This is a genomic window from Dendronalium phyllosphericum CENA369 (assembly GCF_016056275.1).
GTDB classification, from domain to species: domain Bacteria; phylum Cyanobacteriota; class Cyanobacteriia; order Cyanobacteriales; family Nostocaceae; genus Dendronalium; species Dendronalium phyllosphericum.
Genome location: NZ_JAECZA010000158.1, coordinates 1 through 26,159 on the forward strand (window position 1 = coordinate 1; position 26,159 = coordinate 26,159).

Annotated in this window: 22 protein-coding genes and 1 pseudogene; 10 read left to right on the top strand and 13 right to left on the bottom strand. The window is 40.1% G+C overall.

Annotation, left to right across the window (positions count from 1 at the left end; all coding sequences use genetic code 11):
• A partial coding sequence (locus I8752_RS21275; RefSeq protein WP_214434278.1) for an IS630 family transposase occupies positions 1-680 on the top strand: 680 nt, incomplete at its 5' end.
• A 15-nt stretch (positions 681-695) separates the two neighbouring features.
• Here the strand turns inward: I8752_RS21275 and I8752_RS21280 are convergent.
• The 6 genes and pseudogenes from I8752_RS21280 to I8752_RS38115 form a co-directional block, all read right to left on the bottom strand.
• Positions 696-1,019: pseudogene (locus tag I8752_RS21280) on the bottom strand (class II aldolase/adducin family protein); the annotation flags it as partial.
• A 10-nt stretch (positions 1,020-1,029) separates the two neighbouring features.
• The gene (locus tag I8752_RS21285; protein WP_214434279.1) at positions 1,030-1,677 is read right to left on the bottom strand and encodes a cysteine dioxygenase family protein; all 648 of its coding nucleotides are present in this window, start codon (positions 1,675-1,677) and stop codon (positions 1,030-1,032) included.
• Between the two features lie 54 nt (positions 1,678-1,731).
• Positions 1,732-2,841 (bottom strand): LLM class flavin-dependent oxidoreductase, encoded by a 1,110-nt coding sequence (locus tag I8752_RS21290; protein WP_214434280.1) that lies wholly within the window; start codon positions 2,839-2,841, stop codon positions 1,732-1,734.
• Between the two features lie 127 nt (positions 2,842-2,968).
• Entirely contained in the window at positions 2,969-3,982 is a 1,014-nt protein-coding gene (locus I8752_RS21295; RefSeq protein WP_214434281.1) for an aliphatic sulfonate ABC transporter substrate-binding protein, read from the bottom strand.
• Positions 3,983-4,000: 18 nt separating this feature from the next.
• On the bottom strand, positions 4,001-4,948 hold the full coding sequence (locus tag I8752_RS21300; RefSeq protein ID WP_214434282.1) for a D-2-hydroxyacid dehydrogenase: 948 nt from the start codon (positions 4,946-4,948) through the stop codon (positions 4,001-4,003).
• A 240-nt stretch (positions 4,949-5,188) separates the two neighbouring features.
• On the bottom strand, positions 5,189-5,317 hold the full coding sequence (locus I8752_RS38115; RefSeq protein WP_263985761.1) for a hypothetical protein: 129 nt from the start codon (positions 5,315-5,317) through the stop codon (positions 5,189-5,191).
• An 89-nt stretch (positions 5,318-5,406) separates the two neighbouring features.
• Here I8752_RS38115 and I8752_RS21305 point away from each other — a divergent pair, with 89 nt between their 5' ends.
• Complete coding sequence (locus I8752_RS21305; RefSeq protein WP_214434283.1) at positions 5,407-5,550, top strand: hypothetical protein; 144 nt, start codon at positions 5,407-5,409, stop codon at positions 5,548-5,550.
• 62 nt (positions 5,551-5,612) lie between these two features.
• Here I8752_RS21305 and I8752_RS21310 read toward each other — a convergent pair whose 3' ends face one another.
• Positions 5,613-6,368 (bottom strand): dienelactone hydrolase family protein, encoded by a 756-nt coding sequence (locus tag I8752_RS21310; protein ID WP_214434284.1) that lies wholly within the window; start codon positions 6,366-6,368, stop codon positions 5,613-5,615.
• 368 nt (positions 6,369-6,736) lie between these two features.
• Between I8752_RS21310 and I8752_RS21315 the strand changes: the two genes are divergently transcribed.
• The 6 genes from I8752_RS21315 (at position 6,737) to I8752_RS21340 (ending at position 11,485) form a co-directional block, all read left to right on the top strand.
• On the top strand, positions 6,737-7,138 hold the full coding sequence (locus tag I8752_RS21315; RefSeq protein WP_225895813.1) for a VOC family protein: 402 nt from the start codon (positions 6,737-6,739) through the stop codon (positions 7,136-7,138).
• A 64-nt stretch (positions 7,139-7,202) separates the two neighbouring features.
• Positions 7,203-8,057 (top strand): ABC transporter ATP-binding protein, encoded by an 855-nt coding sequence (locus tag I8752_RS21320; RefSeq protein WP_214434285.1) that lies wholly within the window; start codon positions 7,203-7,205, stop codon positions 8,055-8,057.
• The gene (locus tag I8752_RS21325) at positions 8,014-8,868 is read left to right on the top strand and encodes an ABC transporter permease (RefSeq protein ID WP_214434286.1); all 855 of its coding nucleotides are present in this window, start codon (positions 8,014-8,016) and stop codon (positions 8,866-8,868) included. Before I8752_RS21320 ends, I8752_RS21325 begins: the two co-directional genes overlap by 44 nt.
• A 19-nt stretch (positions 8,869-8,887) precedes the next feature.
• Positions 8,888-9,364, top strand: a complete 477-nt coding sequence (locus tag I8752_RS21330) for a MarR family winged helix-turn-helix transcriptional regulator (RefSeq protein WP_214434287.1) — start codon at positions 8,888-8,890, stop codon at positions 9,362-9,364.
• Complete coding sequence (locus I8752_RS21335; RefSeq protein ID WP_214434288.1) at positions 9,324-10,586, top strand: MFS transporter; 1,263 nt, start codon at positions 9,324-9,326, stop codon at positions 10,584-10,586. The genes I8752_RS21330 and I8752_RS21335 overlap by 41 nt, the downstream gene beginning before the upstream one ends.
• Before the next feature lie 149 nt (positions 10,587-10,735).
• Positions 10,736-11,485 (top strand): SDR family oxidoreductase, encoded by a 750-nt coding sequence (locus tag I8752_RS21340; protein ID WP_214434289.1) that lies wholly within the window; start codon positions 10,736-10,738, stop codon positions 11,483-11,485.
• A gap of 136 nt (positions 11,486-11,621) precedes the next feature.
• Here I8752_RS21340 and I8752_RS21345 read toward each other — a convergent pair whose 3' ends face one another.
• The 3 genes from I8752_RS21345 to I8752_RS21355 are packed head-to-tail and all read right to left on the bottom strand — an operon-like array spanning position 11,622 to position 13,270.
• Positions 11,622-11,912, bottom strand: coding sequence for a hypothetical protein (locus I8752_RS21345; protein ID WP_214434290.1), 291 nt, complete (start codon positions 11,910-11,912; stop codon positions 11,622-11,624).
• A 32-nt stretch (positions 11,913-11,944) separates the two neighbouring features.
• Complete coding sequence (locus tag I8752_RS21350) at positions 11,945-12,307, bottom strand: inorganic diphosphatase (protein ID WP_214434291.1); 363 nt, start codon at positions 12,305-12,307, stop codon at positions 11,945-11,947.
• Between the two features lie 15 nt (positions 12,308-12,322).
• Positions 12,323-13,270, bottom strand: a complete 948-nt coding sequence (locus I8752_RS21355) for a zinc-binding dehydrogenase (protein ID WP_214434292.1) — start codon at positions 13,268-13,270, stop codon at positions 12,323-12,325.
• A 928-nt stretch (positions 13,271-14,198) separates the two neighbouring features.
• On the opposite strand from I8752_RS21355, the gene I8752_RS21360 reads away from it, so the two are divergent.
• Positions 14,199-14,603 carry a four-helix bundle copper-binding protein gene (locus I8752_RS21360; protein WP_214434323.1) on the top strand — a complete coding sequence of 135 codons (405 nt, stop codon included), beginning with the start codon at positions 14,199-14,201 and terminating at the stop codon, positions 14,601-14,603.
• A gap of 214 nt (positions 14,604-14,817) precedes the next feature.
• On the opposite strand, the gene I8752_RS21365 is transcribed toward I8752_RS21360, so the two are convergent.
• The 3 genes from I8752_RS21365 to I8752_RS21375 form a co-directional block, all read right to left on the bottom strand.
• Complete coding sequence (locus tag I8752_RS21365; RefSeq protein WP_214434293.1) at positions 14,818-16,356, bottom strand: hybrid sensor histidine kinase/response regulator; 1,539 nt, start codon at positions 16,354-16,356, stop codon at positions 14,818-14,820.
• Between the two features lie 2 nt (positions 16,357-16,358).
• Positions 16,359-22,349: an AAA family ATPase gene (locus I8752_RS21370; protein WP_449757750.1), complete on the bottom strand. Its 5,991-nt coding sequence runs from the start codon at positions 22,347-22,349 to the stop codon at positions 16,359-16,361.
• Between the two features lie 886 nt (positions 22,350-23,235).
• A complete protein-coding gene (locus I8752_RS21375) occupies positions 23,236-23,436 on the bottom strand; it encodes a hypothetical protein (protein WP_214434295.1) in 201 nt (66 codons plus the stop codon).
• A 339-nt stretch (positions 23,437-23,775) separates the two neighbouring features.
• On the opposite strand from I8752_RS21375, the gene I8752_RS21380 reads away from it, so the two are divergent.
• Entirely contained in the window at positions 23,776-25,455 is a 1,680-nt protein-coding gene (locus I8752_RS21380; protein ID WP_214434296.1) for an alpha/beta hydrolase, read from the top strand.
• Positions 25,456-26,159 lie beyond the last annotated feature (704 nt).

A 26,159-nucleotide genomic window follows, 5' to 3' on the forward strand; every position in this document is an offset into this window, starting at 1 on the left:
GGTACAAGCTACGCTCATTGGGTAAGCACGAGTACGATGTGTCGTGCATTGCAAAAACAAAAACTAACAGTAAAAAAAAGACGTTACGCAGCAGCCAAGGGAAAACAGAAAGAATCCAAAATTTGAGAACTGAGTATTGGCAAAAAGTCCAACAAATAGACCCAGAAAACTTAGTTTTCATTGATGAAATGGGTGTTTTATTGGGTTTAACAAGAACCCATGCTCGAAGTCCTCAGGGAAACAGGGTGTATGATTTTAAACCATTTTATCGGGGAGCGAAGGTAACAGTAATCGGGGCAGTAAGCATGAAACAAGTTTTGGCTGTGATGACGTTGAATAGTTCAATGGATGGAAATGCATTTAAAGTCTTTATTGAAAAGTGTTTACTTCCCCAACTCTGGACGGGTGCTGTAGTTGTTATGGATAATGTCCCTGCACATAAAGTGGAAGGAATCGAGTCTTTAATTCAATCAAAGGGTGCAAATGTTCTTTATCAGTCACCTTATTCTCCTGACTTTAATCCCATCGAACATTGGTGGTCACAATTAAAAGCTTTTTTACGCTCCTTTTCTCCAACCTCTTCAAAAATGGTTGATGTTCTCATCGCAACTGCACTTAATTTGATTAATCCAGAGCATTTAAAAAACTGGTTTACAAACTGTTGTTACTGTACCTCATAAACCTGCAATACGCTGTATATCAGGGCGCGCTTCGTGAATTTGGGAATGAATTGCAAAAGCTGCCCGATTTACTGGTGCATTTCCTTTAACAACTTCCCCGTGACTATCCACCAAAATCAGGTCAGAAACGCGGATATGACCGAAGTATTTCCCAAAAGGATTTACCCAAAAATGATCGGTAAATTCTGGGTCGCGGGCTGTAATATGGCCTGCTGTTCCTTCACTAAAGCCAAAACGCGCAAATAGACGAAAAGCCGCAGCTAAGTGTTGTTTGCGGTAAAGGCGTTCATCTTCAACTCGTTCAAAAACTGGTGGTTGGGGTCTATCGAATTTCGGCATGATTGTTTCTTTAATCCCCATAAGGTGTATTGGAATATCCAGAACGAAAAGACCGCAGACTTCGTTGTTCTGGATGATACTGGTTTCTCAAAATGCTGCCAGTATCATTTCCCATAACATGAATTGAGATGGATGGAGTAAATACCGTGGTAGCTTTCACAGAGTGAATATCTTTATCGGGAGGCAACAGACGGTAAATATCGCCACTTTTAACTTGATAACGATCGATAATTTCTAACTGAGCAAATCCTTGTAATTCACCTTTATCCAGACGACGGTACACAGTTTCTTCTTGTTTGCCTTGATACAAACCGACAAGCCCCCAAGATAAATGGTCGTGGACAGGAGTGATGGAATCAGGGGGAATCACTAAACTAAAAATAGTTAGCGATCGCTCTTGAGAACGATAAAGCAACCATTGTCCGATATCTCCACCCAAACCACTGCTAGAATTTGGTTGAGCAAAATGCTGTGGTAGCCAATCTCGTTTCTTGAGTAAGGCAGCAAAATAGGGTTCAAGGGTATCGAGAGTTGCTGTGCGATCGCCACTTGTACTAGCAATAATTTCTTTGGCAGTTGCAACAAACTCAGAAAATCCCGGACTATCAACAAACCATTGGTCTGCTTTTAAGGGTTCGAGAATAGTTGTGTGAGGCATGAAATTTCAGATATAGAATTTAGGATGAGAACTTAGACTTTCTCGTCTTTTAATCTAGGCAACAGTGGCTGTTTGTTTTTCTCGTCGCTGGATTTCTTGACGTACCAACGGAATTACATCTCGACCGTAAGCGATCGCATCTTCAACTGGATCGAAACCACGAATCAAAAGTGTTGTCACTCCAGCTTGATAATAGTCAAATAACGATTCTGCCACTTGTTCGGGAGTTCCTACCAAAGCAGTCGTATTCCCAGAGGCCCCTGTAACCGCTGCAATGGGTGTCCACAAACGCTTATCGTAAATTTCGCCATCTTTGGCAAACTCCAGCAGCCGCCGCGAACCGACGGCTTGGGGTCTAGCTGAAACACCAGCTGGTAGTTGAATGCCTGCTTTCACCCGGTTTTCTTTCACACGCGAGAGAATATATCGGGCTTTTTCCCATGCTTTATCTTCCGTCTCAGCCAAAATCGGACGTAAGGAAACACTAAACCCTAAAGACTTTCCTGATGGTGCGGCGGCTTTGACTTCAGCAATGCGTTGTTTAATAGCAGCGATGGGTTCTCCCCAAAAAGCATAGACATTACTGTGTTTTGCACCGACACCCACAGCCGCACCAGAAGCACCACCAAAGTAGATAGGAAGATGAGGTTTTTGTAATGGTTTTACATCCGAAAATGCTTGTTTAACTTGGTAAAATTCACCCTCATAATCAAATGGTTCCTCACTTGTCCAGACTTGCCGCACAATGTCGAGATATTCATCGGTACGACGATAGCGGGTATCGTGGTCAAGCCAATCACCATCCCGTTGTTGTTCGGCATCACTACCACCAGTAATGATATGCACAGCAACGCGACCACTAGTAAAATGATCTAAAGTTGCCAGTTTGCGTGCTGCTAAAGTAGGAGCGACAAAACCCGGTCTATGGGCCAATAAAAACTTCAGTTTTTCTGTGACATTGGCCGCATAATTCACAACATTAAAACCATCAGGCCCTGTAGAACTGTATCCAACTAGCACCCTGTCAAATCCACCATCTTCATGGACTTTTGCAAACTTACGAACATAAGCAGTATCTATACTCCCCCCCGTCAGCGATACAGCAGCACCATGTAATTCTGATGCTTCTCGCGTGCCAATCATGCCAATAAATTCAAGCGGCATACAGTTTTACTCCTACTTTTTAATTAACAAATTGGGGATTTCCAACAAATTAGATTATTCAATTGGCAAAGACGATTGTGAGATTCTTCTCCCCATCTCCCTCATCTCCCCCATCTCCCCCAGTTCTTCAATTAGAAGTTCCCAAAGGACAGACCGCAGCTGCAATATCTACTCGTTGAGAAAGAATTTTTTGCTCTAATAGCCAGTCAGCAGTTTTTTGTAAATTGCTGATGTCTTCACTACTAGGAAAAACATAAGATTCTCGACCTCGATTTTTAGTCGCCTGTTTAGCCACAGCCTCAGAAACTTTTAGCTCTTTAACCATATAAGTTGCGGCAGCATCAGTATTTTGATTCAGCCATTCTCCATCCTGACTCAAAGCAGTCAGAGCCGCTTTCACTGCTACGGGATTTTCTTTAGCAGCATCAGTGCGAACCACCATTACACCGTAGGTAGGAGCGGGGTGAGTAGTGGTAATTCTCCGCGCATGATATTCTAGTTGAGCAATGGAAATATAAGGCTCCCAAACTGCCCAAGCATCAACAGCACCTTGGTACAAAGCTGGTGCAGCATCATTTGGCGATAGATAAACTCGCTGGACTTTTTCTTTGGGAATCTTTGCTTTTTCTAAAACTTTTAATAGCAAATACTCTCCTGCACCCCCTTGATTAACTGCGACTTTTTTACCTACCAAATCATCAGGTTTCCTAATAGAGGAATTACCACGAACTAAGATGGCACTGCTTAAAGAATCTGGTTGAGGACGCTGTAAAGAACCGATACAAAGAGGCTGTCCAGCAGCAATCCCAGAGATGGAAGGAATATCACCGCACCCACCAATATCTGCGCGATTTCCATTCAAGGCTTGCAAGAGTGTTGCACAACGGTCAAAGGGGCCACTCCACTCTACTTTGATATTTCGAGTTAGTAGCTGGCGCTCTAATTCGCCACGCTGACGTGCAATGGGAATCACCCCGCCTTTTTGATACCCCAATCGAATTACTTGGGGTTTTTCTGAAGTTTGGTTACTTACAGGTATTGCTGTAGAGTTAGTGGTAGTTTGAGTACAACCAGCAGCGAGCGAACTTGTAATTAAAAAGCTACCGATTTGCTGCCGTCTTAACTGTGAGAGAGGAATCATCAAAGTAGTACCAATGAATTAATAACCTGCTCTTTGATCTACAATGTTACGTAGAGGTTTACCCTGGCGATAACGTGCAAAATTGTCGAGAAAAAGAGCAAGCGATCGCTCCTTAACTCTGGGAGAATTACCAGAACAGTGAGGTGTAATAAAAACGTTGGGTAACGACCACAATGGGCTTTCTAGTGGTAGCGGTTCGGCGAATACAGTATCTAAAGCAGCACCCGCAATCTCACCATTCTGCAAGGCTTGGATCAGTGCAAATTCATCCACAATTGCACCACGAGCAATATTAATTAAATAAGCATTGGGACGCATTAAGCGCAGGACTTCCGCATCAATCATGCCTTTAGTATCCCAGGTCAAAGGTGTGCCAATTACAACATAGTCAGCTTCGCCTAAAAGCGCTTTCCATTCATCTGCACCTACTACTTTGTCAAAGTTAGATAGTGGTTGCGGGTGACGGCGACTGCCAAAAATTCGCATCCCAAAAGCTTTAGCACGGGAAGCAATTTCTTGCCCAATTCCACCTGCACCAATAATTAATAACGTTTTATCTAGTAATTCTTGAATTGACAGACCTTTTTGCCAACGGTGTTGAGTCTGTTGTTGGTGTAATCTGGGTAATTGCTTGGCATGAGAGAGCATATAAGCAATGACGAATTCAGCAATAGGAATCGCATGAACCCCCGCACCATTAGTCAAAATCAGGTTGCGTTCGATATATTTGGGTGTAATGATGTGGTTTACACCTGCATTTGGGGCGTGATGCCAACGCAGTTGAGGCGCAGATTCTAGGACTCGATGCAACGTTGTCAGTTTGAGAAAAAACCAACTAAAGTAAACCTCAGCATCTGTAGCATCGCCATCCAAGTTGCCTTCGCTATCCACACGCACAACCACTATGTCCTCAGGTAAATGCGCTTCAAGTTCTGTAGCAATGTCTGTTGGTAGAATAATTTTCAAAGCTGACAACTCCCTTAATATAGCTGGGGACTGGTGACTGGTGACTGGGGACTGGGTGAAAAGTCTTTTTGTGTCTAGGTTTGATTGTCTGTTGATGTCCTAACACTACTGGCGACGGCTATAGTTGCTTTTTCGGTAAATTTTCAGCAGTACATCCAATACTTTGTTGCAGAGATTATTTTGGCAAAATTAATGCAAATATGACATTTCATCTTTTGGATTGAAGGTAGAAAATTAAGCCTAGGCGATCGCCTGTTTCTTTCTAATACCTATTTCTTCTGCTTGTATCCAAATCTGAGTTTTGCTGATGAGTAAAAAAGCAGGTGCGATGCCTAAATTGAGAAAGTTCCATCTCCGACATTCTCGCACCAGCCTCAACTACTGTAACTTGTAACTTATCCATCCCCAACACATTACAACCTAGTGCTTGGCTTAAAAAAGCACAGCCTTCAGTGGCAATGATGACTGCGTGCGATAATCTTGCCTTACCTTTGGCGATCGCACTCGATAATTTTACTACTATTTGTCGGTCGATTTACCGTATTTTATATATAAAAAAGCTTTACATACTTTTTTCGGAAAATCAAGGACTATCTGCATAAATGTTAAAAGAGTTAGAAGTATGCCAACAGTGAATAGTTGTCTTTTCAGCAACACCTGAGATTTAAACTGTTTGCAACTGAAGGTTTCTTTGGAACAGTTTTAGAACCTGTTGCCAAGCATCGGCCGCAGCTTCGGGATTATAGCTGGCGCGATGGTTGCAGAAAAAGCCATGCTCTGCACCAAAATAGCGGAAGATTTCATGAGGAATGTGATGTTTATTTAACTCTGCTTCAATCTGTTCTATATGTTCTAAGGGGATTCCTTTGTCTTCAGTACCAAAGAAGGCGTAAATGGGGGCTTTAATCTTTGATGTCCGAGCGATAGTAGGCTCACCACCACCGGGTGTAGAGTTGGTAATGCCGCCACCATAGAAGGAAGCAGTAACTTTAATGTCTGGCAGAGTGGCTGCTAGGTAAACAACATGACCGCCAAAGCAGAAACCAATAGAGCCGATCGCATCGTCTTGGACATTTGGCAAAGTTCTCAAATAAGCGATCGCGGCTTGAATATCACTCAATATTTCTTCTGCTGTGGTTTGCTCTTTATAGGCTCTACCACGCTGGATATCTTCTGGGGTGTATTTAGCCTCGAAACCGGGAGCAGTACGTTGATAAAGTGCCGGAGCGATCGCCACATACCCTTCCTTGGCAAACTTCTCGGCCACTTCCCGAATATGAATATTCACCCCAAAGATTTCCTGAATCACAATAACAGCAGGGAAAGTTCCCTCTTTTGCAGGTTCAGCTAAGTAAGCATCAATTTGCAAATCGCCGTTTGGGACTTTAACTTGAGTTGTGCGAATTTCTGTGCTTGTCATTTTCGGGTGTAGTTCGCAATCTTGTTGAGAGTGGATTGTTTTTGATACAGATAAGTATACTACGGTAAATTTATCGTATTACCGTAATTTATATGGAGTATCATTCCACAACCAAGTCAGAAAAGCAAGTCTTATCGGAAAGATTCCCAGCTCGTGATATTTGCACAAGGGCAAAGGGGAGCAAAAGACTAAGGGACTTCCAAATAAATATCCCATCGCTGGGGAGCAGGCGAGAGTTATTGTACAAGTTCTTTCCCCTGTGCTCCTCCGCCCCTCTGCCCCTTCTTCACTTCAAGAAGAGTGAGAAATGCGGGTTAATTTTGTACTCTCAAGTCAGCTTGTAAACTTTGTAACTAAAGATAAAACCAATGGAGGAAATCGAAGTGTGGCTGGATGCAATCGAACATATTCAAATAACATCATCTCCGGAAGCAGAAAATGCCATGCTGTTTTTTTACAGCCAAGTTTTGGGACTGACAGAAATTACTAAACCGGAGGCTCTCAAAGCTAATGGTGGAGCATGGTATGTACTGGGAGATATTCAGATACACGTCGGTATAGAAAAGCAAGCTAATAACCAAATATCTAGGCGGCACATATGTTTCCGAGTTTACAGCTTAGAAGCATTCGCCAAACATCTCCAAGCTCATGGAGTAGAAATTATTAGCGATCGCCAATTTATAGGCGGATACAATCGCTTTTTTATCCGCGACCCTGGAGGGAATCGCATAGAGATAGCAGAATTCGCCCCAGACAAAACAAACTCTTGACTTTCAGGTAAAATGTGCGATCCTAATAGTTAGAATATCTAATTATTAGAAATACATTAAAGTCGTGACAACACTTAGAGGCAACGCTGATTTATCAGAACCACTTGCTAGTAACCCTAAAGCAGCGATCTTAGAGACACAAGGACTGACACGTTACTTCGGTAAAGCGATCGCTGTAGATAATTTGAGTATCACCGTAGAACAAGGTGAAGTATTTGGCTTACTCGGCCCGAATGGGGCAGGCAAAAGCACAGTAATTAAGATGTTGACCGCACTACTACCAGCAAGTGCAGGCAGAGCGACTATAGCTGGCTATGATGTAACTCATCAAGCTGCGGCTGTGAGGCGGCTATTTGGCTATGTACCCCAAGCTTTGTCTGCTGATGGTAGTCTTACAGGCTACGAAAATCTCTTAATCTTTGCCAAGCTATACGACATTCCTAGTAAGCATAGGCAAAGGTGCATCCGAGAAGTTCTAGACTTCATGGGTTTGCAAGCAGCGGCTCATCGTCTAGTACGTAACTACTCTGGTGGCATGATCCGCAAGCTAGAAATTGCTCAATCTATCATGCACCAACCGCGAATTTTGTTCCTTGATGAACCGACTGTAGGACTAGATCCAATTGCCCGCACGCAGGTATGGCAACTCGTGCAACAACTGCGTACAGATTATGGCACAACCATATTTTTAACCACTCACTTTTTAGAAGAGGCCGATAATTTGTGTAACCGAGTAGTCATCATGCAGCAAGGCGAAGTTGTGACAAAAGGCACACCTAGCGACTTAAAAGCTTCTTTGGGTAAGCCGAATGCAACTTTGGATGATGTGTTTATTCACTACACAGGAGATTTATTAACATCAGGAGTTAACTATCGTGATACAGCAAGAACCAGACGTACAGCCCAACGGTTGGGTTAAGGCAAAACCAACTCAGCGAGCCAATTTTATCTCTGCAATTATGCAGATATTTTCCAAAACCCTTGTAATTGCCGAAATGGAAGTGCGGAAACTCAGGCACGATCCCACTGATTTAATAGTCAGAGCCGTGCAGCCATCATTGTGGCTGTTAATTTTTGGGCAAGTATTCACCCGGATTCGGGCAATTCCGACAGGCGACTTACGCTATTTAGACTTCATGACTGCGGGTATTCTAGCCCAAAGTGTATTGTTTGTCGCAATTTTTACGGGTGGGATGACGCTGATCTGGGAGCGAGACTTAGGAGTTGTGCATAAATTCTTGGCTAGTCCGACACCTAGAGTAGCAATGGTATTAGGTAAATCTTTGGCTTGTGGAGTCAGGTGTTTATCACAGGTATTTGTCATTTATGGATTAGCTCTACTATTAGGTGTCAAACTCAACCTTTCTCCTCTAGCTTTTATTCAAGTGCTATTAATTGTCATGCTGGGAGCAGGTTGTTTTTGCACTTTTTCTTTAATTATTGGCTGTCTAGTGAAAACTAGAGAACGGATGACAGGTATAGGGCAATTGTTAACTATGCCGTTATTTTTTGCCAGTAATGCCATCTATCCGATTTCAATCATGCCCAACTGGTTAAAGTTCCTATCTCACATTAATCCCTTGACTTATGAAGTGGATGCATTACGCGGCACAATGTTAGTAAATGGAACTAGTCTTTATGCCTATGGTTGGGACTGTGCAATTCTCTTGTTAACATTAATCGGCTTAACCCTAATCTGCGGACGACTTTATCCACGGGTAGCAATGTGATTAGGAGAATAAATAGCCTATGAACGGTAAACCTTTGCCAGGCGCAACTTCTGAAGAATGTGCCGCCAGCGTAATGGATACAATTCCTTTAATGATGCGGTTTATCCGAGCGGATATGCGAGCTTGCAGTGCTGCTTGTTTATCTATACCACAGTTGCGATCGCTAGCATTTCTCAACCGCAATCCCAGTGCTTCATTATCTGATTTGGCAGAGCATCTAGGTGTCACCTGTGCGACAGCATCAGCAACCACAGAACGGCTAGTACAACGCAACTTAGTGCAACGTATAGACGATCCCCAAGAGCGGCGGCGAGTTCTCCTCAATCTGACTGAAGATGGAAAGCATCATTTAAAACAATCCCAAGACCAAACTCGCGCTCATATTGCCGAGCTTTTCACAGGTTTTACAGAAGAACAAATTTCCCATATAGAACAAGGGTTAGCTCTACTAAAAAATGTCTTCGAGCAAACGGAACTTAAACCCCCCCAACACTAAGTCTGCACAACACGATCCTTTTGCAGCGCTGAGATTTCGAGATTATCGTCTATTTACCATTGGGCGCGTACTTTTGTTCGTTGGGTCGCAAATGCAAACCGTGGCCATTGGCTGGGAACTCTACGAACGCACCGATTCAGCTTTGGCCTTAGGTGGTGTCGGGTTAGCACAGGTCTTGCCAATGATTGCGCTCACCTTGATTACTGGTCATGTCGCGGATCGCCGCGATCGCAAATTGACAATGTTGCTGTCAGTGCTGCTATTGGCTTTGTGTTCCCTAGCTTTAGGAGTACTTTCCTGGACTAAAGGCGCAGTAGTGTTAATTTACACCTGCTTGGTATTGACAGGTGTTGCCAGGGCTTTCTTAAAGCCTGCTAGTGATGCTTTGATGTGGCAATTGATACCTGTCAGTGCCTTTACGAATGCAGCAACTTGGAATAGTAGTAGCTTTCAGTTAGCCGCAGTCATCGGCCCAGCCTTGGGAGGATTTGGCATTGCCTTTTTAGGAAGTGCTACAGGAGTGTATGTACTGGCTGCGATCGCGGGATTGATGTGTTTTATCTTAACAGCGGCGATTTCCAAACAACAAACAATTCGTTCCACAGAACCAATCTCACTCAAAGCACTCTCCGCAGGCGCTAAATTTGTCTGGGAAAACCAGCTGATTTTAGCAGCCATTACCTTAGATATGTTTGCAGTTTTGTTAGGAGGTGCGATTGCCCTACTACCCATCTTCGCCAAGGATATTTTGCATGTAGGGCCATTAGAGTTGGGTTATCTGCAAGCAGCCCCCTCCATTGGGGCTTTATTTATGGCGATTGTACTGGCGTATTTACCGCCGTTACGCCAAGCTGGCCCAGCCTTACTCTGGTCAGTAGTTGGCTTTGGTGTTGCGACAATTATCTTTGGGTTATCTCGTTGGTTTTGGCTATCACTATTGATGCTAGTGCTGAGTGGCGCACTAGACACGATTAGCGTTGTGATTCGCCATACCTTAGTGCAAATTAGAACGCCGGATAATTTACGCGGTCGGGTTGCAGCCATCAATAGTGTATTTATTAGTGCCTCCAATGAATTAGGAGGCTTTGAATCAGGCTTGACAGCTGCTTTATTTGGCCCAGTCATTTCTGTAGTTGGTGGTGGAATTGGCACGATTGCAGTGGTAGTTGCTGTAGCTGCCATCTGGCCGGGAATTGCCAAACTAAAAGCATTACAAGACTAGGAGTCTGCCAACCCAAAAATGTTAGGTGGAGGTTGGGAAAAGGGGAAAGAGGAAAGGGTAAGGGATAAAAAACCTTTTCCCCCACCAAAATTAATTAAATGCTCTACTTAGTTCCTATAAGCAGGTATCAGAAATTTAAGGATTGAGTTATGACAGGAAAATTAGAGGGTAAAGTAGCAATTATTACTGGAGCTTCTTCAGGTATTGGTGAAGCCACTGCGATCGCCTTAGCAGCAGAAGGAGCAAAAGTAGCGATCGCAGCTAGAAGAAGCGATCGCTTAGAAGCATTAGCAAAACGCATTGCAGCCAGTGGCGGTCAAGCATTGCCCATCGTGACTGATATCACCGACGAAACACAGGCGAAAAACTCTATCCATCAGGCAAATGCAGAGTTGGGACGAATAGATATCCTTGTTAATAACGCAGGTGTAGCGCTGACTGGTAATATTGATGGCGGCAACACTTCAGACTGGCGACGGATGTTTGATGTCAATGTTCTGGGATTGCTTTACACAACTCATGCTGTCTTACCTATTCTTAAAGCCCAAGGTGTGGGGCATATCGTCAATATCTCATCAGTCGCAGGTCGGATAGCTCGTGCAGGTGTGGGTATATACAACGCAACGAAATGGGGTGTAAATGCAATCTCAGAATCCTTGCGCCAAGAAGTGTTAAAAGATAATATCCGCGTTACAATCATCGAGCCAGGTTTAGTAGAAACGGAAATCAATAATCATACTACCGACCCTGTAGCAAAAAAAATCAGTGAAGAACGACTGAAAGCGATCGCACCATTGCAAAGCGAGGATATTGCAGCCGCGATCGTTTATGCTGTAACCCAGCCACAGCACGTTAATGTGAATGAAATTCTGATTCGACCAACTCAGCAAGAACGGTAAAGTTGCTGAATGCTGAATTAGTTGTCGTAGAGACGCGATTAATCGCGTCTCTACATGCCACCGCAATCGAAGGCACTTTTTTGCTAATTATTCCTAATTTTAATTAGGATTTTTCCCCTCAATTACGAATTACGAATTAGTAATTATTATCAGCTTCTAGTTTGTCTTGATTTACCCAACGATTGACAAACTCATTGTTGTTTTTTTGTACTTTGACTTGCACTTGCTTAGAGCCTAATTTGACTACTTCAGCAGGGATTCTTTGGATGCGATCGGAGTCAGCGCGAGCTTTATAAAGCCAAATAACTTTTTGTCCTACGAAATAGTGAGGATTTGTAGTTAAGGGTGCTGTTACATCTGCCCAAGAGGATGTAGCAATTACTAAACTTATTAAAACTATTAAAACGATTTTGAGAAATTCTTTCATAAGATGGTTGAGGCGATCGCCACCAATTAGTGTTAAATTGCAATAGACTTAGGACGAATTAATAATATTGCTGACTGAGAGCCTATATTGTGAACGTTCAAGATGGTTTGACTTTCATCAGATGTGCAGTCCAAAAGTATTTTGATTTCTGTATCACGCTTTTCCAAATCTACACTACAGATAATGGCAGTTACTGTTTTACCAGATAAACTGCCAATCCAGATATCGACATTAGAACCATCTCCAGCTTGAGTATCTTGCAAATATCCATAGTCAAATGGGTAAACAAAGGATGGATACTTTGGATGTGGGGTTCCTCTTGGACGTTCTATTTTGAGATTGCTAGCGGCTACTAATCGATCTAGTTTGTCCCAAAAGTCATTGCTATCGTTCATTGCAACTTATAACTCTCAATTTGAGACGTGCAGTACAGCTTTACCTGGAAAGTTTCTATCGAGTAGTTGTTGCGCTACATTAGCTATTTCTGTCCAAGAAGTTTCAACATCAATCACAGGACGCAGTCGCCCTATTTCCACTAAATTCAAAAGCCTTTGTAAGCCTACTGCGGCTGATTCTCGTCTCAACTCGTGGAATAAAATCAGACCGTATAAACTAGCACCACCTGTTGCAAAAAAACGTTGGGCATTGAATGTCACCTCTGCTCCCCCGGAAACTCCAAACAGGACTACTATCCCATCTTCTGCTAACAACTCAAGGGCTGTTTTGAGGATATTTCCACCGACTGACTCGACAATTAAGTGATAAGGGCCGTATTCGCTAGCTGATGAAAGATCGTCACCAATGATTACAGAATCAGCGCCAGCATCTTTCACAAATGTCTCGTATTCTGGACGGCGAATATGGGCTGTTATTTGTGCGCCGCTGAGGCGTGCTAATTGAATAGCGAAGTGACCCACACCACCAGATGCCCCTGTAATCAAAACTGGACGACCTAAAACTGAGCCACCTTTGAGCAGGGCATGATACGCAGTTAAGCCGGCGACAGGTAGTGTAGCAGCTTGAGCAAAGGAAACTGACAACGGCAATGCTGCTAGTGAGTGAGTTGGAACTGATACTAATTCCGCCCATGCACCAGAACGAAGTAAACCGACGACTCGCGTTCCGGCGGCAGGCCCGGAACCATCAGCAGCAGGGGTTTCGACAACACCTGCTAAATCCCAACCCGGTCGCCAACCTGCTTCAGCGGTGGTAGCGCGTCGGACTTCTCCTCGGTTCAGGGAAATTGCTGCTACTCGAATCACAGCTTCGTTGGCAGCAGGGGTGGGTGCGTCTACATCGCTCAGTACTAAACGCTCCGATACACTAGGGTTAACAACAACAGCACGTATTTTACTCATTTGATTAAACTTAATTGAAGAAGAATTTAAAATTCAGCAATCAGAACTTTCGTCGTGAGAAAAGTTGAGCTACTGCGCCCTTCAAGTTCCCCAGCAGCCTTTACAAGTGGCGTTCCTGGGCAGGGTTTCCCTCCCGCAGAACTTTTCGCGCTTTTGTAGACTGCGCTCATCAAAGATTTAGCTCTTATCTTAAACCTAATTCAAACGAGCAATTATCCCTAGTGGTTTGCCAAGGAAACTTTGCTTGGTTAAAAATTCTTCGCGTCCCCATATCCTCGCGTCTCCCGAAGTTTGCTCAACGGGGGGAACCCCCGCACGCAACTTCTCTTCGTGTCAGCCTTTATCCAGAAATTTTGGGTTGGTCGAGTACTAGCTAGATTAGCTTTTGACTAAATTAAGTTCACTTAAAATTTTCTTTTGATGCCTGAAGCTACTACTAGATAATGAAATATACCTTAATAAAGTCATGAAACTTTGATATTAGCTGAATTTAGGAAAATATACTCATAGCATTTTTGAAACTCATAAGTATCTTCAATAATACTTAGAGCTATAATGCTTAGTATATAAGGGTTTGACGGCTCAAAGAGTAGAAAAAAAAGTAGTGCTATCTCTTAACTGCTTTTCTATGAGGCAGATGAAAAAATCAAGCGCGCTAACAAGAAATTCTTGAGACTAAGGAATAGCTAACTTCAATGAAGTAATTCTCGATCGCTAACAGAAGAGCCTCTGACCTTAATTGATAAGCATTTCAGCCAATTAGACGATTATCAAAGATTAAAAAGCCGCACAATTTACATCAAGTACATAGATTTAGTGTTCTTCAAATTCTTCAATTTATGGAAACTATTGATTTCCCAAAAATAAAGTTTTACCTTGCTATTTAGTCAGCTATTCCAGCAACTGCGAAACAAGGAGAAAGTTTATGATGACGACTGAATTGATACTCACCGAAATGGAAGCTTGCAAACAAATCTGCATCGAATGCCAAACTACTTGCATTGATACTCTCAAATACTGCAAGAGTCAGGGCGGTAAATATATGGATATGGGTATGATGTCGATGATGCGGGACTGTGCAGAAATGTGCATGATGTGCGTCAACATGATTAATGATGGTTCCGAGTTTATGGGAAACACTTGTAGTTTGTGCGCCCAAATTTGCGATCGCACCGCTATAGCTTGCGAACAAATGGGTAGCGATGCCACAATGATGTTGTGTGCCACTATTTGTCGCAAGTGTGGTGAATATTGCAATTCAATGGGGCTAAATTCTGCTTCCTATTTCCGCAGATCGAGTCTGGTGACAGAAGATGCACTACTGTCTAGCTGATTTACCCCCAGTATTGAGTCTTTTAATTTATCGCAGACTGATAGTTCTAACTGAAATTTATACTTGCCCTAATGTCTTGCGTTTTTCGTCACTCAAAAATATTTTTGGGTGACGAAAAACTTAGAAAAACATCAAGTCAAAGGTCAATAAATATCTTATGTAATAGTAGGAATCAATAAAATCATTGCGACTTTTGAATTTTGACTTTTGCCTTTCACCCAGAATAAGTACTATTTATATTGGTTGGTAATATGCAGGCAAATTCTAGCGATCGCTGTTGTATAGGAATAGTAATAATAAACTCTGCTCCCCTAGCGGGTGCTGAAATACAGTGCATCTGTCCTTGATGTTTTGAGACAATTTGATAACTAATACTCAATCCTAAACCTGTTCCTTTACCAACAGGTTTTGTAGTAAAAAAAGGATTGAAAAGATTTTGCCAGACATCTTCAGTCATTCCAACACCATTATCTGCGATCGCAATCGAAACAAAGCAATTGTCAATAGCCGTAGTCCGAATCAAAATTTGAGGTTCAGCTTTTTTGTCGGTAATTTGTTTTTGATTGTACTCTTCCAAAGCATCAATAGCATTAGCAATCAAATTCATAAACACTTGGTTGAGTTGTCCGGCATAACATTCTACTAATGGTAAATTTCCATACTCTTTAATAACTTTAATACTCGAATGATTTGTACTAGCTTTGAGTCGATTGTGCAAAATTAGCAGCGTACTATCTAAGCCATCGTGAATATTCATCGGCTTCATTTCTATTTCATCTACACGAGCAAAGTTTCGCAACGACTGAATAATCTCGCAGATGCGTTCGGCTCCCATCTTCATAGAAGACAATAGTTTAGGTAAATCATTAATTAGAAATTCTAAATCTATCGCTTCTGCCAATTCCTGAATTTCTAATGGCGGTAGAGGAATGTATTTGGCATACAAGTCCAAAAGGTCGAGTAAATCTTGAGCATATTGATTCGCATGAGTTAAGTTTCCATAAATAAAGTTAACTGGATTATTAATTTCATGAGCAACTCCTGCTACTAATTGTCCAAGGCTAGACATTTTCTCACTTTGAACTAACTGGCTTTGAGTTTCTTGCAGTTGGCGAAAAGCAATTTCTAGCTGATTAGCTTGTTCTCGATAACGATTTTCTGATAGTTGTAAAGCTTGTTCTGTTAAAATCCGCTCTTGAACTTCCTGTTTCAGTTGCCGATTTGCGTGTTGAAGTTCTTGCGTTCTTGCATCTACTCGTTTTTCTAATTCAGCAGTTAACTGCAAAAGTGCTTGCTCTGCATTCAGACGTTCCTGCACTTCTTGTTCTAAACGTAGAGAATGCTGTTGTAGCCGCTTAGTCAAATTTCGCAGACTTAGGTGAATATTGACACGAGCTAAAACTTCTTCATGCTGCAATGGCTTAGTAATATAGTCTACCGCCCCAAGAGTCAATCCTTTGACTTTATCTACTGTTTCAGAAAGGGCTGTCATAAAAATTACAGGAATATCTTTTGTTTTTTCCTTGGCTTTTAAATGACGGCAAGTTTCAAAGCCATCTATTCCTGGCATAATTACATCTAATAAGATTAAATCGGGCAAAGCGTATTCTAATTGTTCAATTGCATCTTTTCCATCTTCAGCCACTAAAACTTGGAATCCAGAATCTGCTAAAAACTCAAATAGTACTCCTAAATTGGTGGGAGTGTCATCAACAATTAAAATTATATTCTTTTCTGTATTTTCCCGATTCACAGTTAACTCCCAGCGCTTTTGAGAAACTCACGAATTTTTTTTACTTGAAATCCCTTCGCTAATTGATACAGTTCTTGAGAGAAGGGAATATATTGAGAATTTAAATTTTCCAAGCGATTGGCTTCTTCAATGATTCCTTTGATGTCTCCTTTACTAGCTAAAGCTAACAAACTAGATATTTCTACATTGCTCGGAAATATCAAACTTTGTTCGATAATATTTTGACAATTTGCAATTTTTTGTGATTCTTCATCATAAATCCATTCGCATTTTAAATATACTTGCAGTTTAGTTAATAATTCCGATATTCGCACTGGCTTAGGAAGAAAATCATTACAACCAACTTCCTGACTTTTTTGGCGATCGAAATCAAAAACACTAGCAGAAGTTCCTATGACTATAATGTCTTTAATTTCTGGCGATCGCCTTAATCTTTGAGTTGCTTCTAAACCGCTGATTGTTGGCATCATCAAATCCATTAATATACAATCTGGCTGCCATTGTACCGCTTTCTTCAAACAATCTTGACCATCAACTGCTTCTAATACTTCAAATCCAAATGGCGCTAGCATATTTACTAAAATTAACCGATTTTCTAATTTATCGTCGGCAACAATAATTCTGAGTTTACGACCTTGATAACCGATAATGTTTGACGTTACTGCTTTCACCGCCTCTAAAGATTGTTCAACTTCAGGCAACTCTAAATCAAAAAAGAAAATACTTCCTTTACCTAATGTACTTTCAACTTGAATTTCTCCTCCCATCATCTGCACCAATTTACGGCTAATAGATAGCCCTAATCCTGTACCTTCTACTTTGCGATTCTTTTCACCTACTTGATGGAAAGGCAAAAATATTTGTTGTAATTGTTCTGGAGCCATACCGACTCCTGTATCTTCCACCTGAAACCGAATTTGATGATTGTGATAGCCAACTGTTAAAGTAACTTCACCCTTTTCAGTAAACTTGACTGCATTACCCAATAAATTAATTAAAACTTGCCGCAGTCGTTTTTCGTCTGCTCTCACTCCTTGAGGTAAGTTAGTTGTTGATTGATAAATTAAAGAAATACCTTTTTGTTGAGCGCGAATCTGACAAATTTCGACAATCCCTTCTAAAAATTTGGTAAAATGAAACTCTGTAAGATGTAGTTCCAATTTTCGCGCTTCTATTTTAGAAAGGTCTAAAACTTCATTAATTAAGTTTAAAAGGTGATCGCCGCACTGATAAATAGTATTTATACCATTTTTCTGGGAACTAGTTAAATCTTTATCTCGTTGTAAGATTTGGGCATAACCTAAAATCCCATTTAAGGGAGTGCGGAGTTCGTGACTCATATTTGCTAAAAATTCACTTTTCGCCCGATTAGCAGATTGGGCTGTTGCTTCTGCTTTTTGCAAATGCACATTTTTTTCTTGTAACTCTTGAGTTCTTTCTTGCACTTTAGCTTCTAAAGTGGCATTAGCTGCGGCTAAATCGCTATAGAGACGAGCATTTTCAATAGAAATTGCTGCTTGCGAAGATAAAAGTTTTAAAACTTCTAATCTATCAGATGTAAATGCTTCGGTAGTCAGGTTATTTTCTAAGTAGAGAATGCCACTCAGTTTTCCTTGGTGGACAAGCGGCGTGCATAATAATGATTTGGGTTTGCGCTCGACAATATAGGGATCTTTCGCAAAAATTCCTTCACAAATTGTCTGACTACATAAGACATTTTCCTGAGTTCTAGCTACATAATTAATTACAGATATAGGCAATTCCTGGCTAGTCATTACTGGCTTTGATTGCATAACGATCGCATCATCAGATTCTACTGTTGCTTGGGCTTCTATTAGTAAAGTTCCATCTATTTTTAAAATTAGATATCCAGTTTGAGCGCCAGCATTCTCCAGTACAATTTGCATTAATTTAGCTAGCAACTTACTCAAAACAATTTCACCAGAAAGAGCTTGAGAAGCTTTCATCACTGTCATAAAATCGAGATTGTGAGTACCTTTGATGATTGTGGAATTTTCCTGAGTAAATTCTTGGTAATTCGTTTCTAGCTTTTGTGCGTTTGACGATATCGTAATTAATTTTCGATAGCGTATTTCTAAATCTTTGACTTTCGCAACAGCCCCCCAACCCATATAACTATAATAGGCATCTGTCATATAAATTTTAGCAATTTTCTCTCTGCTTAACGACAAATGATACTCAGCGGCTAATTCATTTGCTAAGGCTTCTTCTTGTATATATCCCTGCTTATTTGCTCCTATAATGGCTCGTTCATAATAATCAACTGCTTTCTCATACTGTTTTAAAATTCGTGCTTTCTCAGCTTCTACTAACTCATATTTATGCTGAAAATTTACTGGAGCGTAATCTGCCCATCTTTCCATTTCTTGCTGATTAGCTGATACTTGACTAAGATACTCTTCTTGTTGCTTTGGCTCAACTTGGTTATACAAAGCCAATAAATTTAGAGAATAGTAAAAATTAGTTTGGGCAATGTGTATCATGCCCGCTAAACTGTGAGTATATTGAAATGCTAATTTAGCATATTCAAGTGACATTTTAAAATTTTTAAATAAATAATATAGCTGACTCTTTAGAATATAATAAGAAAATAAAGCCATATGATTTTTAGTATTAATCAATATATTTAAGTCTGTTTGTTCGTTAAAAAATACTCCTATCAATAATTCTGGTTTTGCCAAATGACCTCTTAAATTATCAACTCCTTGTATCCAAATTCTGGTATAATCTATATCAAATTTTTGGTTATATTTCCGAATCATGGCTAAATACTTATTTTGCTCTTGAGCAACTTTTTTTAAAGGTTCACCCATAAAAAAGATAGAGTTACAATAAAATGTAGCGCCACGACAAGCTAACTCTATATCTCCAGTTTCTAGAGCACTTTGAATACCCTCCTGAAAAGGCTCTATTGTATTTCTTGAATGTTCGTTCCACTGTCTAACAAAAAAATTATAGACTGCATATATTTTCGCTTTGAATTCTTTAGCATTAATTTTATCCAATAGCTTTAAGCTTAATTTACCAAGTCGATATGCAGATTCAAGGTTAGAAGATACTCCACAAAGGATTAGCCCATATAGGGCATACCCATAAGCAGATGCAGGTGAATTACCGTATTTGACACATAAATCAACAATTTTGATGATGAACAAAGGACATAAATGGGGAGCAGCAACAAAAACAGAAGGTATTACCGTTACTAATATCCGTAACGCAGCAATTTTATAGCTATCGCTCATCTGCGGTAAATTTACTAACTCTTCAATACTCTTTCCAGATAAAATAGTTTCTGGATCGAGTAACTGTACCAAAATACTGGGATCTTCCGGCATTTGAGGTAGGGGTTCTTCCAAAATATTTAAAATATCCAAAGCAGTATCTATTGCTGCTTGCATTTGATTTTGAGCAATATAAAACTGAATTTGTGTCTCATACACTGGGACTTTTTCAAGTAAATTTTTAGCATTTTTTATCACAACACTACTAAGGTGTGAAGCCCTTTCAAAGTTAGTGTTGAGATATTCAATCGCTACTGTTTCTACATATAGTGCTAGTGTTAATTGATATTGACTTTCCCAGCTATCTGCTGTTAAGAGGTCTATACCAAAATTTAAATATTTGACAGATGAATCATAGGCTGTTGCTACTTTTGCTTTTTGACCTGCTATCAAATTTAATGTTGCTAGCTCACATTTTTCGGACTCAGCAGTAAGTAATTCCGCACCATAGTTGAGTTGATTAACTAGTGCGAAAATCTTGTCTTTGCGTTCCTCTGATGTGGTATTTTGTAGCAATAATTGACCAATTTTCAGGTGTGTTGCTTTCTTCTGTTCGTTAGGAATTAGAGAATACGCAGCTTGTTGCACGCGATCGTGCAAGAATTTATATGTGATTGTTTGAGATATATTAATTAATCTTCCTATTGTATCTACCCCGTTTTCTATTTCCTCTTGAGCAAACACTAGGGGGATTTTGTAGGAATTGTTTAAGGGCAAAATTAAACCTGCTTGCAGAGCTTTCCATAAATCTGCTGCTGTTTCCGACTGAGTTGTTTGATTAACAGTTGCTAAAACTTCTAAAGTAAACTTATCTCCGATACAAGCCGCTATTTTTAAAACATTAATTGTCTCTGGTGAAAGCTTTTGAATTTGGCTGACCATTAACTCGACAACATTATCTGTGTTATTAATATCTTTTAGCTGCTCAATATCCCATTGCCATATACCTTCCAAAAAATTAAAAACTAAAAAATTCTCTTGATAGAGATATTTGAGTAATTGGGTTAAGAAAAAGGGATTACCTTGGGTTTTGTGAAATACTATTTTGGCTAGCGATTTAACTGTTAAGCTCCTGCTACGTAAAGTATCAGCAACTAACTGATTAACACAGTCAATATTCAAACTTCTGAGAACAATATTATTAATAGTATTCCTAACTATCTGAATTTGCTCTAAGGTATAAACTAAAGGATGAGTCGCACTGACCTCGTTATCGCGATAAGCTCCAATTAATAATAAATATTCGCTGTCCGAATCGGTCATAATTAGCTCGATTAACTTTAAAGAGGCTGAATCTGCCCACTGTAAATCGTCTAAAAATAAAACTAAGGGATGTTCTCGTTTAGTAAAGACATGAATAAACTGTTGAAATACCCGATTAAAACGATTTTGTGATTCTATTGCTCCTAATTGTAGTATCGCAGGCTGAGAACCAATAATCCGTTCTACTTCTGGTATCACATCTATGATGATTTGTCCGTTGTGACCAAGTGCTGTTAATAGTTTAGATTTCCAATTTTCTAATGATTCTAGACTTTCTGTTAACAGTTGTCGCATTAATTCTTGAAAAGCTTGAATTAATGAAGCATAAGGAATATTCCGTTTAAACTGGTCAAACTTACCAGAAATAAAATATCCTCTCTGGCGGACAATTGGCTTATGAATTTCATTTACCAAAGAAGATTTGCCAATTCCAGAGTATCCAGATACCAGCATCATTTCTATTTTGCCGTTACTAATACGTTCAAAAGCATCTAATAAGATATTTACTTCTGCTTCTCTACCATAAAGTTTTTGCGGGATAATAAATTGACTGGATAAATCTAGTTGACCAATAGTGAATTCAGTAATTTGACCGTTATTTTCTAACTGCTGGAGACACAATTTTAAATCTGCTTTTAATCCCAAGGCGTTTTGATATCTATCTTCAGCCGTCTTTGCTAATAGTTTCATCACAATTTCAGAAACTGCCAGGGGGATTTCTGAATTTATTTCATGAGGTGAAGCTGGAGTTTTTGCAATGTGTGAGTGAATAATTTCTAACGAGTCTTTACTATCAAACGGTAGCAAACCAGTAAGCATTTGATAAAAGGTGACTCCCAAGGAATAAAAATCGGTGCGATAATCAACTGACCGATTCATTCTCCCGGTTTGTTCGGGGGACATATAGGCTAGAGTGCCTTCTATTAAGTTAGGGTTACTCACAGTTTGATTTTCTCTAGATAACTGTGAGGCGATACTAAAATCAATAAGTTTAATAGTTAAATTGGTTGCATTAATAACAATATTTTGGGGCTTAATATCTTTATGAATAATTTGAAGCTCGTGAATACTTGCCAAAGCTGCTGCTAGTTGAATAGCAATTATTAAAAACTCTTTCAATGATAATTTATGTAAATCTATGAAATTTTTTAGCGATATAGCTCCAAAATCTTCTAAAACCAATGCTAATCCGTTTTGATGCTTTTCTAAAGCTAAGGTATTGATGACTCCGGCAATATCTATCAAGCTGCTGAGGATTTTATATTCGTGTTTGAGTGTAGTTAACTCTTCTAAGGTAGGATATTCAGCTTTGAGAACTTTAATGATGACTGAAGTTTCATCTATCTGTTTAATAGCACGGTAAATAATACTGGAAGTACCTTCGCACAAGGTTTCAGTAGGAATATAGCCAGGAAGCGTTAGCATTATTTCAGTTGTATAGAAAATTAATGAAAGTAAAATAGGTAGAAGTGATGGAACTACTTAAATTTTAAGATTATCTTGATTTACAGGTTAATGGTTCCCAAATAAATTGATAAAGTTTTACAAGCTAAATAAAACTCAATCATTGATATAGAGGTAGGAGAAAAAAGTTTTTCAGCTAGTTCATCTTACATAATTATATTTATTTGCGCTTTTATACTTAAATAATTCTGCCAAAGGGATACTAGCTCGACTCTATTTTTGAAATTTATGTCTCAGTTATAGCAAAGTGCTGAGTGCTGAGTGCTGAGTGCTGAGTGAAAACCCAGTTGCTTGGTGGCTTTGAGCTATTAATATTGTCCTAACCTATATGACTACGGCTATAAAAGAATTATTGCAATTTATTGAAAAATTTGAAATTGAAAATTGCGGCGATCTGTGTATAAAATTTTTAATCAGCTGGGCTACTATACCAAGTCTGATTCAGCCATACTAAATGTCTGGACTACCTTGGTTAAGTACTCTAGATTATTTTGTCCAAATTTGAAGTTTAGTCGAATAATCAGTAACACAGGAGCTTATTTAGTTGTGATGAAGTTATTTTCAAGAGTTAGCGATCGCTCTTAACGCTCAAATTTCCAACTGCTAAGATGGTCACATATACCGAAAGATTTATATCGAACCTAAATTATCGGATTCTACATCCACAACTCATTAACGAACTCCTACCCCCACAAAAAATGGGGGTATTTTGTTTGCTTACATTGTCCCCAGCCGAGCCAAAACAAATCCAAGCAACTACCGCAACTTCCTCACCGCGTCTTTCTAAGGCAAAAGATTGTGCAACTTAAAGGCAGATTAGCCGATCGGGAGATCGGTAGAATCCAAAAAACTAAGCTTCATCGCCAGTCTCATTGACTGGCTGTTGCAACGGTTTAACTACAACGCGACCGTTTTCAACTACAGTACAATTTTTAACCGCGCTCTTGCTGTGGTGAACTGGCTCGCCCTGACACTTGTTTTGGTGGGAGATGTTTTGCTCCTGCTGTTGGTTCAGGACAACAACACTACAAGCGCATGAAGGTAACGACATATTGGATACTTTGCTCTCTATATCTATTATCGCATTGCTCATTTAATTTGCATGAAAAATGTGCTGCCTATACTTTAATTCCAGACAGGAAGCTTGTTAATAATGTTCATAGGGATGTCAAGTAGAGTTAATGTAGTATAAGATACACAAAATATCTGATTGAGATTTCAGCGCAAGTTATTGCGTATATCAAAGATTGTGAATGTAAGTACTTGCTTTAATGTACTCATAACTTTTTTGATATATGTAAATCTAGTAAATAGGAAAACGGCACAGATCCCGCCCCGTTTTCCTCCCCAGCCAAACTTATTTGGAGGGCGTAGATTGCGGGTTTTGCTGATGAAAAAATTTTTGAAATATCTAAGTTTAGGTCTGCTATCTACGTTTTTGACAGCTACTCCTGGGCTGGGTGCTGAACGCATCAGCTTTTTTTACCCTCCCTTTGGCGAATTTTCGTTGTCTGTGAATTCGCTAGAAAAGTTTGCTAAAGAAGGCAAAATCAACGATGATTTGAGATTTTATGCCAGCCGCGCGACTCCCGAACAACTCGCTCAACTGCGGGAACTACTCCAGCAGCGTTTCAAGATCACGCCAACTTTAGTATCTCAAGTTACCTACTCGCCTATAGGTGAAAGGTTAATGGAGCGTCTGGGAAATTTGGTGCTGACAGAATCTCGCAAAAATGGTTTCTATGCTTTGCGCGGTGCTTTGATTGTGGCTGCTGCTGATAAAGAAGGTTTGACAATTGTGAACTTGTTACGCAGGTATCCTAGCGAAACTGTGCGGTTGAATTTCACAGAAGGGCTAAAGATAGTTGGTGACTTGTCAGATTTGCTCAAAACAAGGGATAAAGTGATTGCTTTTGTGCAAAAAGAAGCCAGCGCTCAAGCTGCCAATTCTAATGCTAACTTCTCTCTACAACCAGATTTGCGATCGCCTGGAAAATTTCAATGGCAGAAACAATCCTTGCAACTGAATGACGTTTCTCGCAATCGCCGTCTACCAGTCGATCTCTATTTACCTAAAGCCGCACCAGAGGGAGGATCTGCCTTTCCCTTAGTTGTGATTTCTCATGGTATCGCCTCAGACCGCTATGCCTTTGCCTACTTGGCCGAACATCTAGCATCTTATGGGTTTGCGGTTGCTGTACTGGAACACCCTGGTAGTAACGCCGAACGCATTCAGCAATATTTTGCAGGTTTAGCCGCCCCACCAGATGCCAAAGAATTTATCAATCGACCTTTGGATATTAAATATCTCCTCGATGAACTCCAGCGCCGGGAAAAGTTCGATCCCGCCCTGCGAGGGAAACTAAATTTTCAGCAAGTCGGGGCGATCGGTCAGTCATATGGAGGTTATACTGTTTTGGCTCTAGCTGGAGCGCAAATTAACTTTAACAAACTCCGACGAGACTGCACTCCGAATAATTCATCGTTGAATTTGTCGTTGATTTTGCAATGTCAAGCAGCTGACTTAACTCAAAAAAATTACTCACTCAACGACAATCGCATTAAAGCCATCATTGCGATTAATCCTATTGATAGTTCGGTTTTGGGTCAAACCGGGATCGGTCAAATTCCAGTTCCGGCGATGCTGGTGGCTGGTAGCCAAGATATATTTGCTCCACCAGTATCCGAGCAGATTCGCCCTTTCACATGGCTTGCTAATCCTAATAAGTACCTAGCTATCATTGAAAACGCTACTCACTTTACTGCCATTGCAGAATCTCCCGCTAATAAAGGTGTATTACCTGTGCCAGCTGGCTTGCTCGGCCCTGACCCTACACCTGTATATTCTTATCTCAAAGCCCTAAGTGTAGCTTTCTTAGAAACTCATCTGCTCAACCGCCCGGAATACCGCTCTTATTTACAGCCATCTTATGCTCAATTTATTAGTCAAGCTCCTCTCAATCTCAGTTTGTTAAAGTCGCTAACCGCAGATCAATTGGCTCAAGCAATAAATCAACCTCTTCCTAAGTCAACCAAATCATCACCTCAATTGCTCCCTACCCCGCGTTAGTTATAGCAAGTTGAAAAAGCTGGTAAAGTTGGGGAGGCATTACAATCTTGGAGCCTCTCCTTGTTGTCGCAACTGCCATTGTTGATTGAGACGAACAAACTAAAAATGATCTGCTTGCTAATCCTAGTAAGCTTTGAGAAAAAAGTAGAGCGTTCATAGAAAACTCCATTTGAGAAATAAAATTTCACAACAAAATATGCTTGCATCAAATCGTTACAAGCAGACCGATCTAATAAATGTATTGCTGACGAATTATTCTTTAGGATAGTAACTTAGATATAGGTCAAAGCTGTGTCATAAGTATGTCAAGATGATTTGTAACTATTAGCAAGCTTGCGCTGTTGAGTCAATCTAGCACTGCTGATGTCCAGAAAAATCCTCAAATTGAAAAATAAAAATATTCAGCAAGATTGAGTAGTAAAAATTGCAGAGCTTGCTAAAATTTTTATCTATTTCTTAAAAATAAATAGATCGAGGATGGCATGGCTGGGAGTACTCATGAGATGAATTTGTTGAGAATGCTGACGACAATCGACTCTGCAATGTTTCCCAAACTATGTGTCTTTTTTACATCATAACTATGACTTAGATGTAACAATTATTAGGTTATTACAGATTTTTTTACTGATTGTCAAGAAATTTCGATATTTATCTAGTGGTATTCATAAAAACTTATTAGCTAAATTATTTCTTATATATATACT

Coding starts and splice junctions, on each gene's coding strand:
- I8752_RS21315 (WP_225895813.1), top strand. CDS start 6,737: ATGGAGGAAATCGAAGTGTGGCTGGATGCAATCGAACATATTCAAATA.
- I8752_RS21375 (WP_214434295.1), bottom strand. CDS start 23,436: ATGTCGTTACCTTCATGCGCTTGTAGTGTTGTTGTCCTGAACCAACAG.
- I8752_RS21340 (WP_214434289.1), top strand. CDS start 10,736: ATGACAGGAAAATTAGAGGGTAAAGTAGCAATTATTACTGGAGCTTCT.
- I8752_RS21295 (WP_214434281.1), bottom strand. CDS start 3,982: ATGATTCCTCTCTCACAGTTAAGACGGCAGCAAATCGGTAGCTTTTTA.
- I8752_RS21360 (WP_214434323.1), top strand. CDS start 14,199: ATGACGACTGAATTGATACTCACCGAAATGGAAGCTTGCAAACAAATC.
- I8752_RS21305 (WP_214434283.1), top strand. CDS start 5,407: ATGATGACTGCGTGCGATAATCTTGCCTTACCTTTGGCGATCGCACTC.
- I8752_RS21380 (WP_214434296.1), top strand. CDS start 23,776: ATGAAAAAATTTTTGAAATATCTAAGTTTAGGTCTGCTATCTACGTTT.
- I8752_RS21355 (WP_214434292.1), bottom strand. CDS start 13,270: ATGAGTAAAATACGTGCTGTTGTTGTTAACCCTAGTGTATCGGAGCGT.
- I8752_RS21335 (WP_214434288.1), top strand. CDS start 9,324: ATGTCTTCGAGCAAACGGAACTTAAACCCCCCCAACACTAAGTCTGCA.
- I8752_RS21285 (WP_214434279.1), bottom strand. CDS start 1,677: ATGCCTCACACAACTATTCTCGAACCCTTAAAAGCAGACCAATGGTTT.
- I8752_RS21330 (WP_214434287.1), top strand. CDS start 8,888: ATGAACGGTAAACCTTTGCCAGGCGCAACTTCTGAAGAATGTGCCGCC.
- I8752_RS21345 (WP_214434290.1), bottom strand. CDS start 11,912: ATGAAAGAATTTCTCAAAATCGTTTTAATAGTTTTAATAAGTTTAGTA.
- I8752_RS21350 (WP_214434291.1), bottom strand. CDS start 12,307: ATGAACGATAGCAATGACTTTTGGGACAAACTAGATCGATTAGTAGCC.
- I8752_RS21310 (WP_214434284.1), bottom strand. CDS start 6,368: ATGACAAGCACAGAAATTCGCACAACTCAAGTTAAAGTCCCAAACGGC.
- I8752_RS21290 (WP_214434280.1), bottom strand. CDS start 2,841: ATGCCGCTTGAATTTATTGGCATGATTGGCACGCGAGAAGCATCAGAA.